General features: G+C 46.3%; 11 protein-coding genes. 4 read left to right on the forward strand and 7 right to left on the reverse strand.

Going from position 1 to position 13188, the window contains the following annotated elements; translation table 11 throughout:
- The first annotated feature begins 249 nt into the window (after positions 1–249).
- Positions 250–582, forward strand: a complete 333-nt coding sequence (locus tag JGK14_RS31880) for a (2Fe-2S) ferredoxin domain-containing protein (protein ID WP_293176941.1) — start codon at positions 250–252, stop codon at positions 580–582.
- On the opposite strand, the gene JGK14_RS31885 is transcribed toward JGK14_RS31880, so the two are convergent.
- Entirely contained in the window at positions 579–995 is a 417-nt protein-coding gene (locus JGK14_RS31885) for an HNH endonuclease (RefSeq protein WP_325315916.1), read from the reverse strand. The genes JGK14_RS31880 and JGK14_RS31885 overlap by 4 nt on opposite strands.
- A gap of 108 nt (positions 996–1103) precedes the next feature.
- A complete protein-coding gene (locus JGK14_RS31890; protein WP_293176940.1) occupies positions 1104–1730 on the reverse strand; it encodes a cytochrome c oxidase subunit 3 in 627 nt (208 codons plus the stop codon).
- A 19-nt stretch (positions 1731–1749) separates the two neighbouring features.
- Between JGK14_RS31890 and JGK14_RS31895 the strand changes: the two genes are divergently transcribed.
- Positions 1750–1929: a hypothetical protein gene (locus JGK14_RS31895; RefSeq protein WP_325315917.1), complete on the forward strand. Its 180-nt coding sequence runs from the start codon at positions 1750–1752 to the stop codon at positions 1927–1929.
- A 330-nt stretch (positions 1930–2259) separates the two neighbouring features.
- Here the strand turns inward: JGK14_RS31895 and ctaD are convergent, their stop codons facing one another.
- From ctaD to JGK14_RS31915, 4 genes are all read right to left on the reverse strand, one after another.
- Entirely contained in the window at positions 2260–4065 is a 1806-nt protein-coding gene (gene ctaD, locus JGK14_RS31900) for a cytochrome c oxidase subunit I (RefSeq protein WP_293176938.1), read from the reverse strand.
- A 72-nt stretch (positions 4066–4137) separates the two neighbouring features.
- Positions 4138–5145 (reverse strand): cytochrome c oxidase subunit II, encoded by a 1008-nt coding sequence (locus JGK14_RS31905; RefSeq protein WP_293176942.1) that lies wholly within the window; start codon positions 5143–5145, stop codon positions 4138–4140.
- A 219-nt stretch (positions 5146–5364) separates the two neighbouring features.
- On the reverse strand, positions 5365–6126 hold the full coding sequence (locus JGK14_RS31910) for a class I SAM-dependent methyltransferase (RefSeq protein ID WP_325315918.1): 762 nt from the start codon (positions 6124–6126) through the stop codon (positions 5365–5367).
- Between the two features lie 169 nt (positions 6127–6295).
- On the reverse strand, positions 6296–7309 hold the full coding sequence (locus tag JGK14_RS31915) for a S66 peptidase family protein (RefSeq protein ID WP_293196528.1): 1014 nt from the start codon (positions 7307–7309) through the stop codon (positions 6296–6298).
- A 73-nt stretch (positions 7310–7382) separates the two neighbouring features.
- Between JGK14_RS31915 and JGK14_RS31920 the strand changes: the two genes are divergently transcribed.
- Both JGK14_RS31920 and JGK14_RS31925 read left to right on the forward strand, forming a co-directional pair.
- Positions 7383–8816, forward strand: a complete 1434-nt coding sequence (locus JGK14_RS31920) for a carotenoid oxygenase family protein (protein ID WP_325315919.1) — start codon at positions 7383–7385, stop codon at positions 8814–8816.
- A gap of 559 nt (positions 8817–9375) precedes the next feature.
- On the forward strand, positions 9376–10197 hold the full coding sequence (locus tag JGK14_RS31925; RefSeq protein ID WP_293314392.1) for an SDR family NAD(P)-dependent oxidoreductase: 822 nt from the start codon (positions 9376–9378) through the stop codon (positions 10195–10197).
- Positions 10198–10350: 153 nt separating this feature from the next.
- Here JGK14_RS31925 and JGK14_RS31930 read toward each other — a convergent pair.
- The coding region (locus JGK14_RS31930; RefSeq protein WP_325315920.1) for a CHAT domain-containing protein at positions 10351–13188 on the reverse strand (2838 nt) is incomplete at its 5' end.

Genomic DNA, 13188 nt, shown 5'->3' on the forward strand with positions numbered 1-13188 from the left:
AATTATCGGGAAATTATCTGCGTCTATCAGTGTTTATCTCAAAAGTATCTGCGGTTAGCCGATTCATCCCAGATTTATGTAGCGCGATCGCCAATGGTTAGCATCAAAAGGTTTATCATGATTTTTGGGTTAGCACGGGAACTCTTCCAAAATCTCTATTGACTCTCTGACCACTTTTGTATATATGACCACACCTATTTCCATTATACAAATATAGCATACAAAAAGCAGAGTGTCAATCAAAAAAACATGAAAATCATCGAATCTTCTAGGCGAGTTCTTGTTTGCCAAAACCGCACTTGTCGCAAGCAAAATGCAGCCAAGGTACTGACAACTTTTCAGCAATTGTCCGGTGCAGAAGTGGAAGTTGTCGCTAGTAGTTGTTTGGGACAGTGCGGTAACGGGCCGATGGTGTTGGTGCTACCAGAAGAGGTTTGGTATAGCGGTGTTTCTGCTGAAGAAGTTGCGGCAATTACCGATCGACATTTGCGGGGTGGAAAGCCGATAGAGGCGATGCTTTATCGTAAGTTTCACCGCCATTCTGTAGGGGCGGTACCCCCGAACCCGCCCGCCGATGTTTAAGCTTTTTTGCTGTGTACTTGAATGCGTTTGTCGGTTTTTTGCTTCTTCACCCAAGAGACAAATTTCTGGAGTTGAGGGTCATTTTTGAGCTTTTCTAGGGTGTTGAGCTCTTGGGCGAGGTGTTTGTTGTCGAAAAGAGAGTGAATCTGGCGGTGACAGGCCGAGCAAATGTCGATCGTCTGGCTGGGATCTTCGTTTTTCCGCTTGGTGTTTTGTTTGGGGATGAGGTGGTGGGCGGTTAATGCTGCCATTGGTCGATCGCACAATTCGCACTGCATAATTTCCTCAATGCTGGTGGATGGGAGAATTGCTTCTTTTAATTTAGCGTAATTTAGGGCGATCGGCTTTGAGATCGTGGCCGGGTTTGTAGTGAGGACTTTAGTCCTTCTTTTGATGAGGACTGAAGTCCTCACTACAAACTGTCGATCGCACTTCGCAAACAATAAAAAACCCCCAACCGGGGGTCTTAATTTCAGGTGGGACAGGCATCTTGCCTGCCCGCTAAGTACAAAAGCCTACGCTCAAATTATGTACAGCAGCACAAACAAAACAATCCAGATCACATCGACAAAGTGCCAATAAATCTCAGTCGCTTCGATGCCGAAGTGGTGTTCGCTGGAATAGTGATCTTGTACGCGCGATCGCCAAACGACCCCAGCCATCAGCACCACTCCAAACGTCACGTGCAAACCGTGAAAAGCAGTCAAAACGTAAAAGCAACTGGCATACAAATTAGTCGTCAACCCAAACTCTAAATGAGTATATTCGTAAACTTGACCGCACAAGAAAACGACGCCCATAGCGATAGTCACGAGCAACCAATTTCGCATACCCGTCGCATCATTCTTTTTGATCGCAGCATCCGCATTGTGAATCACAAAACTACTAGCAATCAGAATCACCGTGTTAATTCCCGGCAGCAATAACTCGCGATCGGGTGTACCTTCAGGCGGCCACATCGGGGCCATCGCCCGATAAATCAAATACGCGGCAAACATACCCATAAATATCATGCCTTCAGATCCCAAGAACACAAGTACGCCTAGCATTCTGTGGTCGGGATGCTCTTCGCCGTGCGCTTCTATTTCGGCGCTGTGGTGGTAATTTAGAGCCGTTTTTTCTGGATCGATCGCTGGAATTTGTTGCATAATAAATTGCTAGTTGGTAATGGATGTTGAAGGAAGAAGGAAGAAGGAAGAAGGAAGAAGGAAGAAGGAAGAAGGAAGAAGGAAGAAGGAAGAAGGAAGAAGGAAGAAGGAAGAAGGAAGAAGGAAGAAGGAAGAAGGAAGAAGGAAGAAGGAAGAAGAAGGAAGAAGGAAGAGAACATTCGTGCCAACAATTGTCTGAAAATCTTTGTATCTCTCGTTTATAGCGGAGGCTCGATCCCCCTAAATCCCCCTTAAGAAGGGGGACTTTGAGTGTGTCCGGTTCCTGCATTCTCAAGGGGGGCTTTGAGTATGTCCAATTCCTGCATTCTCAAGGGGGGTTTTGAGTATGTCCAATTCCTGCCTTCTCAAGGGGAGCTTTGATTGCTTCTTGTCCCCCCCGACCTAAGGGGGGCTAGGGGGGATCGAGAGCTTAATCGTCAGACAGCAGAGCGGTACTAGGTTTGACGTGTTTGTTGACTGATGACTGATGACGTTCGCGAGCGGGGACGCTCGCGCTAATCACTAATGACTAATTGCTATCTTGACTTTCATCACCAGGAGAATCAACGTTTATCTCTGATTCAGGCTCGACCAAAGTAGCAGTCCCGCCAAAGAAAGTGGAAACTTGAGCCTCCGCAATCGGAATACCCCGTTTCTGGGCGTTGCGTGTCGCATTTTCCCTCAACTTCAGCCTGAGACGTTCGCCAGTGTTCTGAATTTTTTCCATGCCGTAATCGTAAGGCCCGGTTGCCAATACCGGTATTCCTTCAAAATTTTCGATCGGCGGTGGCGAAGTCGTCATCCATTCCAAACTTAAAGCTTGCCAAGGATTGTCACCTGCTTTCGGGCCGTACCTCCAACTCCAAATCACGTTAACAATAAACGGGATTGTCGAGACTGCCAGCATATAAGCGCCCACAGTACAAATGACATTAATTGTCGTAAATTTCGGGTCGTACATTGCCACCCGCCTGGGCATTCCTTGCATCCCCAAAGCGTGCATCGGCAAGAAAGTTACAGTAAAGCCCACATAGGTTAAAACAAAGTGAACTCTACCCCAAAATTCGTTAAGCATCCGCCCCGTCATTTTGGGGAACCAGTGGTAAAAAGCAGCGTAAATTCCAAACACCGAGCCACCAAACAACACGTAGTGTAAGTGAGCGACGATAAAATAAGTATCGTGAACGTGAATGTCGAAGGGTACGGAAGCTACCATGATCCCGGTGATGCCACCGAGGAGGAAGGTTGAGATAAAGCCCATCCCAAATAGCATCGCACTGACGAGTCGGAGTTTGCCACCCCAAATAGTCGCCAACCAGCTAAATATTTTGATCCCAGTGGGTACGGCGATGATCATGGTGGTGATCATGAAAAACATCCGCAGCCAGCCGGGAGTGCCGCTGGTAAACATATGGTGCGCCCACACGATTAAGCCTAAAAAGCTGATGGCAAGACTGGAATAGGCGATCGCCAAATAACCAAAAATTGGCTTGCGCGAGTGCACTGGCAACACTTCTGAAATCACCCCAAAAAAGGGCATGATCATAATGTAAACAGCCGGGTGCGAATAAAACCAGAATAAATGCTGGTAGACGACCGGATCGCCGTTACCAGTCGGGTTAAAAAATGCCGTTCCCGCTAACAAGTCAAAGGATAGCAAAATCAAGGCTGCTGCTAGCACTGGAGTAGCAACTAAAGTCAGCGCTGAAGTCGCAATCATTGCCCAGCAAAACAAAGGCATTTCATTGAGACTCATGCTCGGAACCCGCATCGTGAATATGGTAACGGCAAAATTTACCGCCCCCAAAATCGAAGAAGTTCCCAGGAACAAAACGCTGAGAATCCAAATTTCTTCCCCCATTTGAGCAGTAACTAAGCTCAAAGGCGGATAGGAAGTCCAACCAGCCTGGGGAGCTCCCACCAAAAAACTGCTCAACAGCAATACGCCGGCTACGGGAATCATCCAAAAAGCCAGGGCATTGAGCCGGGGAAATGCCATATCTTTTGCCCCAATCATCAGGGGAATCAAAAAGTTAGCAAATCCGGCGCCTGCGGGGACAATCCATAGGAAAATCATCACCGTGGCGTGAACAGTAAATAAACTGTTATAGAGTTCCGGGGCGACAAAATCGGAGTCGGGTGTGGCGAGTTCGGTTCGCACTAAGGTAGCCATCACGCCGCCGATTAGATAGAATCCAAAAGTTGTAACTAGGTATTGAATACCGATGACTTTGTGGTCGGTATTAAATGTGAAATAATCTCGCCAATGTCTATCGGCGGGTGCTGTTCCGCGAGCATCTATGTTGGCAGTTTCTTGGAACTGTGCTTGTGTCATAGTTATTAGTCATTAGTTATTAGTCATTAGTTATTTGCTCTGGATTAAATATCCATTGCCAGGAACTAATGACTATTTTTTGTGATGAGTTGGATGAAGTTGTTCTAGACTTTCGGGATTAATTTTTATTTCCCTGACGTAGGGAGCTAAGAATTCCCCGTCTGACATTTTTTCGGGATTGATGGCAACTGCTTGCTCTAAGTTTTGAGCGCTAGCAACTTGCTGTTCTTTCACCCAAAGGTCGAAGTCTTCGGGTGTGTGAACGAATGCTACAGCTTTCATTGCTCCGTGATATGCGCCGCACAATTCAGCACAAACAATTCGGTATTCGCCGACTTTGTTTGGTATAAATCTTAGTTCGCTTCCTCGCCCAGGAATTGCATCTTGTTTGAGCCGAAATTCGGGCATCCAAAATGCGTGCAGCACGTCTTGAGCTGCAAGATTTAGCTGTACGTCGCCGTTGAGTGGCATATGCAGTTCACCGGAACTAACGCCACTTTCTGGATAGCTAAAAATCCAGGCGTACTGCAAACCCATGACATTTACTACTAAGTCTGCTGGTTTTTCTTCGTTTTCTGGGGCAGCACCTACGCCTAGGGCAATTTGTTTTTCTGGCTGAATTTGAGGGGCTTTTTGTGGTGTATCTGACAGCGTGCCTGCGATCGCACTTCCGCGCATTTTAGAGTGCGATTGCATTGTACCGTGATCGTGATTACCCATCGGATCGAGGCCACCCATTGAGTTGTAAATCTCAAAACTGTAGACTCCGATACCTAAAATAATCACCGCTGGTAGGGCTGTCCATAGAATTTCTAAGGGAAAGTTATCATGCCAAGCTGGCCCGTCTGTATTGTCTCCTTCACGACGGCGATATTTAATTACAGCAACGACTATCACTCCGTGGACTAGGATAAATAATCCTATGGAAAGTGTCATCATTGTGTTGAATAGTCCGTCTATCTGCGATGCTTGAGCCGAGGCGGCGATCGGCATTAATCCATGATTCTGGCCGTACCAGAGACTGATCAGAGTCACTCCGATGCCGACGAGCATGGTGAGGATGGAACTTGGAATGTTCAAGCTAGTACCTTTTAGTAGCGACACTTCTTCGCTGGAATAATTAGGGAAGCGCCTCTGGGTTGTCAATTTTTAATTGTAGATTGACATTTTGAACACAATGCCTATCTTAAGGCTTACTTAATGCTTAGTATTTTTGGGCGATCGCTCCTTCGCATGAATACGGCTTATGTCCCTTGACAAAAATCAGAAAAAATGGTAACAAATTTGTTTTCTTTGCTACTAAATTTGAGATTGTTTTTCAAACACCATTAAATGCTGCTGGGGTAACATATCTTTTGTCTCTTTCCATACTAAACCGACGGCGGCCATTTCTTTTTTCACCTGTTTCTGGGTCATTTTGTGCAAACCTTTAATGGGAAGCAGCGGATTTTCGCCCCGATACTCGATCGATACTGTGCGGCCTCCTGGTTTCAGTGCTTTGACAATTCCTTGCATCATTTCTCTGGGATAGGCAAACTCATGATAGGCATCCACCATCACAACTAAATCGACGCTGTTTTCCGGCAAATTGGGATTGTCGATACTTCCCAAAACTGGCTCAACGTTAGCGATATTTTTTTCTTGTTTGTTCAATTCAATAAAGTTGAGCATTTCCGGTTGTACGTCAACGGCGAAAACTTTTCCTTCGGGAACTAGGGGGGCGATACGAAAGCTAAAATATCCGGTTCCGGCTCCAATGTCTGCTACAATGTCGGTTGGTTTTAAATCTAGATTGTTGACTAATCGAGCTGATTTTTCTTCCATGCCGCGAGATGGTCTTTCGAGCCAACCAGCCCCTTGATATCCCATGACTTGGGCAATTTCTCGACCCATGTAAAATTTGCCGGTGCCGTCGGGATTGTGGATTGTTCGCTGCTGATAGATTGTATCTTGGTTGGCGATTTTATTGGCTGCTGATGCGCCGAGATTGAGCGGAAATACGCAAACTATTGTCAGGATGATTGCTGTTAATAATTTAATGAATTGTGGGATTTTATTCACGGTATTTATGATTGTGTATTTGAATGGTTGCTCGCGATCTGCCCATTGGTGACGACTTAATGTTAAACGTAATTAGTTACGTAGTTGCGCTTGGGCGCTCTTTATAATATAAGCTAAGAGCGCTGAAGCGCAACTACGTACCTTAGGAATATTGAGAATAGTTCAAGATTTAGCTGACGGCGGATGATAATAATTTGATTGTACCAGCAGTTGCGTCGATTTCGACTTCTTTGCCGATCGGCAAAGTGAACTTATCCCGAATGTGTCCCACCATCGAACCGTACCAGGCGGGAATATTCAAGGGGCGAATGCGATCCGTCAAGACTTGAGACAAGGTGAGGGACTCTTGCGGTTTTTCGGCCTCGCACTTGGTGCACTGTCCGAAAACAAAACCGGATATTTTATCAAGAATGCCTGCTAATTGGAGCTGCGTCAACATTCGATCGATACGATAAACCTCTTCGCTAACTTCCTCGACAAACAAAATACTGTTTTCCCAATCCGGCAAATAAGCTGAACCGATTAGTGTTGAGATTACTGATAAATTGCCGCCGATGAGTTTTCCCCTAGCTGTGCCGCGCCGAATGGTTTCTACAGGCATAGTTTTGGAGTTTTGCATGGTCACAGAACCTCCGTCAAACAAAACTTTTTTGACGTAATCTACTGTAAAGGGACTCCAACTGGAGACACCTAAAGGGCCGTGGAAAGTAACTATATTAGTTTTAGCATGAATTGCCAATAATAGCGCAGTAATATCGCTGAATCCCATAATAATTTTGGGATTGTTGCGGATTATATTGTAATCCAGGAGTGGCAAGATGCGACCGCAGCCCCAGCCGCCCATCCCGGTAAAAATAGCTTGCACTGAGTCGTCGGCAAAGGCTGCGTTGACATCGGCGGCGCGATCGGCATCTTTGCCTGCTAAGTAGCCGTAGCGGTCGTAAAAATGCTCTCCTAGCTTAACTTTTAAGCCTAGGTTATCCAGCACTTTGAAAAATTGCTGCACTTCTTTTTCGTAGTTGAAAGCGGCAGGATTGATTAAGGCTACTGTATCGCCGACTTTGAGGCGGCGCGGCTCGATCGCACTTTTGGCAAAAAGGTTGTTTTGGGCGATGGGTAAAAGCTGAGTACCAATAGCAGTCAGCCCAAAAGTTCTGAGCAGGTAGCGGCGGGCGAAAGTCATAACTGTTAGGTAATTTGTGCTATAATTGTATAGCAAAATTTCTGCCAGCTCAGCTAAAAATTGCCAGTTGCGAATGAAAACAGACAGTAAAATCTCAGCTAAAAAATCCTGGGCCAAATCTTTAGCCCGTCCTGCTGCCGAGTTTCCGTTGACTCAGTTATCGGTTAAAAGTGGTAAAATTCCCGACGGATTGCGCGGCACTCTCTACCGCAACGGGCCCGCACGTTTGGAACGCGGCGGTGTTGCTGCGGGACACTGGTTTGATGGCGACGGTGCAATTTTGGCAGTACATTTTACTGATGTCGGTGCTGCTGCTGTTTATCGCTACGTGCAAACAGCGGGATATCTAGCTGAAGAAAAAGCTGATAAATTTCTCTACAGTAATTACGGTATGACAGCGCCGGGCCCTGTGTGGTTGCGGTGGACTAAAACAGTTAAAAATGCTGCGAATACTTCTGTTTTAGCTTTGCCCGATCGCCTTTTGGCACTATGGGAAGGTGGGCCGCCTCATAGCCTTGATTTACAAACCCTAGAAACTATTGGTATAGACAACTTAGGAACTTTATCAGGAGAATTTAGCTATTCGGCTCACTGCAAACGTGACCCGATTAGTGGTAATATTTATAATTTTGGAGTTGTCCCTGGTGCTACTACTAATTTGAATCTTTATAAAAGTAATTCTACAGGTAAAGTCGTCCAAAAAGCAACTATTGCTTTGGATGGAATTCCACTGATTCATGACTTTGTTTTAGCTGGCAAGTATTTGATATTTTTTGTGCCACCAGTGCGACTGAAATTTTTACCTGTGTTAGCTGGAATTAGCAGTTATGGTGACTCCTTTGAATGGAAACCGGAGTTGGGAACAGAAATATTAGTTGTTGATTCAGAAACTCTATATTTAGTTAGTCGCAGCAAAACCGATCCTTGGTTTCAATGGCATTTTGCTAATGGTTTTGTCAAGGAAGATGGTTCCGTGGCGGTTGATTTTGTACGCTTGGACGACTTTAAAAGCAATCAGCGACTTAAAGAAGTAGCGACAGGTGAAACTCGCACCAATGCCGAGGGGATTCTCTGTCGAGTGCATCTCAATCCGCAGACGGGGAAAGTGATAGCAACAGAAGAATTGTTGAATCAACCTTGCGAATTTCCGATTGTACTTGCTTCAGAAGTAGGACAAGACTCGCGGTATGTTTATCTGGCAATGTATCGGGCTGATGTTGATATTGTAGCGGAACGTTATGGCGCGATCGCCCGTTTCGACACGCAAACCCACAATCTCACAATTGCCGACTGCGGCGAAAATCGCTATCCCGCAGAACCCATCTACGTTCCAGATATTTCATCGGAGAAAGGTTGGATTTTGACAGTTGTTTACGACGGCAATTCTGATAGCAGCGAAGTGTGGATATATGAGTGCGACGGACTTTCGCGCCCGCCTGTTTGTCAGCTAGAATTGCCTGGTGTCATACCTTTGGGCTTTCACGGTACTTGGAAATCGACCGTCTGAGAAGATTGTAAAGAAGTGTTGCGGAAGATTTATTAAAAATTGTTGCAGCTTTGAGGTGGAGTTGTTAACGTGTGTGTAGATAGGAGATTCTCATATCTAGGAGGTTTCATCAGTTGACAGTTGACAGTTGACAGTTGACAGCTACCTATAGCCGTCGATAGAAGAGGATTGGAGCAATGAATCATTTTGTTTGATTTTCCCCTAAATGGGGAAGCTTCAGACCCAATTTTAAGGTATGGAATTTATGCTCTGTATTGCTCAAAAATCCCGGCGAAGGTCATTCGCGACTACACAAACAAAGTCTGCCTTCGCAGACTAAAGAAAGAGGGAAATTAAGCCAAAGTCGGTATGATTTTCCACCTGGTTTTCCCATCTCAGGTTTGTCTGCTTGAATGAGGTTGAGTAGCCAGATTTACAACCAATTTCTGGCAAACCAAAAGTTTAGTTCAACTCACGCGCCCGTTGGCGATTCAAAAGTTTTGAGTTAACTCCACAAAATTCATAACTCGCAACTTATAACTTCGCGCGCGGTGAGTATCAAAATCAGAGGGTTTTATCTATGCAGCTTCAAGGAAAAACAGCTCTCGTTACAGGGGCTTCGCGCGGTATTGGGCGATCGATCGCCCTGGAATTAGCCAGACAAGGAGTCAAACGCTTACTGATTGTGGCGCGCAACCGCCACCAGTTGATCGAATTGGCAGAGGAAATCGATGTTTTTGGTACAGAAGTAGTGCCGTTAGCTTTAGATTTAACTCAGTCAGTGGCGGTGAATATTGCGATCGCCCAAGCTTGGCGAGATAACGGCCCGATTCACCTGCTAGTCAACTGTGCAGGCGTCGCGCACCAAGCATCCTTTTTGCGATCGCCGCTACCGTTAATTGAGGAAGAAATCGCCTTAAATTTGCTCGGAACCTACACAATCACCCGGTTAATAGCGAGGCGAATGGCTGCCCAAAAAGACGGAACAATCGTCAATGTTTCGAGCTTGATGGGCAAAATTGCCGCTCCTACAATGGCAACTTATTCTGCTACTAAATTTGCCATTTTGGGCTTTACCCAAGCATTACGCAGCGAGTTAGCCGCCTACAATGTCCGAGTCACAGCTTTGCTACCATCTCTCACAGATACCGACATGGTGCGAGACTTAGAACAATTCCGCTGGGTAGTGCCCACAACTCCCGAAAAAGTTGCCCTAGCACTTGTCGCGGGATTGCACAAAGATGCGCCGGAAATCTTGGTAGGATATCAAAGTCATTTAGCAGTTTGGTGTCACAGAATTGCGCCTTGGTTGCTGGATTTGGTGTTGCGGATGGCAACTCCTGAACTTAGGGATAAATCGCGGGGCCGTAAATTGCGAGAGGCTTTAGCTAGCGGGCGATAAACCTTTTTTCGGTACATAAGGTTTGTAGTGAGGACTTTAGTCCGCAAAAAGAAGGACTAAAGTCCTCACTACAAACCTATCTTTCTACTCGTTACCGGGCGAGCGCGAAAGGAAGCAGTTAATCTTATTTCTAATTACTTTTGAACCGCGATATCATTTCCACTCGCCTTGCAGCGTAAAAGCCGCCCAATAATAAGGAGACTGCCATTCTTGATCCTGCATCATTTCCATCTGCGCCGCCCTCAAAGCTGCGGCGGGTGCTAACTTTTCTTGCAGCATTTTCCGATAAAACTTTTGCATTAACACCGAAGTTCCTTCATCATCCACATTCCACAAACTCACCGCCACTCGCTGAGCACCTGCATACATAAATCCCCTAGTTAATCCCACCATTCCTTCGCCTTTAACATTCTGTCCCATTCCCGATTGACAAGCACTTAAAACTACTAGATTTGCTGACAGTTTCAAGTTGAAAATATCTGTGAGTCGCAAAAAGCCATTTACAGGATTGCCCTTGTCGTCAACCATCGACATCAGAATTCCTGACAGTTCAGGATTTTTGCTGTTGGCAATGCCGTGGGTGGCAAAGTGAACTATTTGATAATTGGCTAAACTACCATCTATAGCGGTAGTCCGAGTGGCTAAAAAATCAATTTTCTCAGTGTTGGAAGCTGAGGGTGCTAAACTTAATATTATTTGGGATTCTTGGCGGCTAAAGGGTAGGCGATTGGGCGGCCATCCCAGATTGGAAGCGCGGAGCGATCGATTTAAACCGAGGTTATTTGATTCTAACTTTTCCTTGGTTTCTTGGGTAAGCTTTCCTTTGATTCTTTCATCGTCTGGACTGAAAACTGGATCGGCTAAAATTGCTAAAGTTCGACTTGGCTGTTTTCGATCTCCGTAATTTTGCCGGAGAATTCCGAGAATTGAAGCGGAAGGCAGGATAATAATTTCATGTCGGGCAATTAAGAAATTACTAGCATTTTGTCCTGATCCCTGTGTCAGTGATAAAGCTGCAAAAGGAGTATAGTGCAGCACGCCGTCGGGAACAATTAATAGGCGTTTTTGTCCTAAAGAGGCGGCGGCTGGCTGTAAAATTAACTGACTCAAAGCTGTACTTGCCTCGGCAACTCTTTTCGGTATATCTCTGAAACGGCCGTCAGTTACAGCGTCTCGGAACTTCCGGGCTGCTGTTTCAATATCGGCGCGTTTGGGAAGTTCGTAGCTGGTGATTCCAGTAGCTGTCACCACCCACAAATAACTGCGGTTTTTGCCGAGGGAATATTGCAGTAAAATTGTATTTTCATCGAGTACCTGTTTTTGGATTTGGGCGAGGGTTAAAGGTTGGGGCTGGGTGAGGGCAGCATAGCGGGGACTGGTGCTGCGAATTTGGGTTTGATTTTGCTGGTATTGTTGCAATAATTCCAGGCTTTTTTTGTCGGTCGCTTCAACTAAATCTGGATTGCGATTGGGGCTGCTGACTAATTCGATCCGGCGTTTTTCTGTGGCGTCGAGTTGCTGTTGCAAGCTCTTTTCTTGTTGCAGCAACTCGGGGGAAATACCTTCGCGAATGTTGGCGTTACTTTCTTGGAGGAGTTCGAGGAGGCTGCGGGCGCGAGAACGTTCGCTGGCTTCTAAGGCTTTTGTATCATAACCGGATTTAGGGTTAGTTTTGTGCAGTTGCATTAACAGGTCGATGTAGAATTCGTAGTAGTCCTGTACTGTGGCAAAGTATGAGCTGCGGAGTTCTGGGCTGGCTATTTTTGTGCGGAGGTTTTCGATGATTTTGAGAGATGCTTCGATGTCGTTGAGAGCTTCGGTAAGATTTCCGCGATCGCGTTTGACAGAAGCTACGTTGTAAAGGGTGAGAGCTTCTCCGCTGCGATCGCCTACTGCCCGATGCAAAGGAAGGGACTGGCTGTAATACTCTAGCGCTTTCTGTTGTTCTCCCAATTCTGAGTAGACACTGCCAATGTTGTTGAGGGCAAAAGCTTCCCCAGAGCGATAGCCCACTGATCGAGATAGGGGAAGGGATTGGCTGAAATACTCTAGCGCTTTCTGTTGTTCTCCCAATTCTGAGTAGACACTGCCAATGTTGTTGAGGGTGCGAGCTTCCCCGCGACGATCGCCTATTGCCTGAGAGAGGGGAAGGGACTGGCTGTAATACTTTAGCGCTTTTTGTTGTTCTCCCAATTTATTGTAGACACCGCCGATGTTGTTGAGGGTAACAGCTTCCCCAGAGCGATCGCTCACGGCTCGAAATAGGGGAAGGGACTGACTGAAATAGTCTTTTGCTTTGAGTTGTTCTCCCAATTTATTGTAGACACCGCCGATGTTGTTGAGGGTGATAGCTTCCCCAGAGCGATCGCTTACTGACCGATGCAAAGGAAGGGATTGGCTGTAATACTCTAGCGCTTTCTGTTGTTCTCCCAAATCTGAGTAGACACTGCCAATGTTGTTGAGGGTGCGAGCTTCCCCGTGGCGATCGCTTATTGACCGATGCAAAGGAAGGGATTGGCTGTAATACTCTAGCGCTTTCTGTTGTTCTCCCAATTCTGAGTAGACTAAGCCGATGTTGTTGAGGGTGCGAGCTTCCCCGTGGCGATCGCTTATTGTTCGAGATAGGGTAAGGGACTGGCTGTAATACTCTAGCGCTTTCTGTTGTTCTCCCAATTCTGAGTAGACACTGCCAATGTTGTTGAGGGTGCCAGCTTCCCCAGAGCGATCGCCTATTGCCTGAGAGAGGGGAAGGGACTGGCTGTAATACTTTAGCGCTTTCTGTTGTTCTCCCAATTCTGAGTAGACTCTGCCGATGTTGTTGAGGGTAACAGCTTCCCCAGAGCGATCGCTTATTGTTCGAGATAGGGTAAGGGACTGGCTGTAATACTCTAGCGCTTTCTGTTTTTCTCCCAAGTCTGAGTAGACTTGGCCGATGTTGTTGAGGTTAACAGCTTCCCCAGAGCGATCGCTCGCAGCCCGAAATAGGGGAAG

The organism is Microcoleus sp. PH2017_28_MFU_U_A (genome assembly GCF_020738035.1).
Classification (GTDB): Bacteria; Cyanobacteriota; Cyanobacteriia; order Cyanobacteriales; family Microcoleaceae; genus Microcoleus.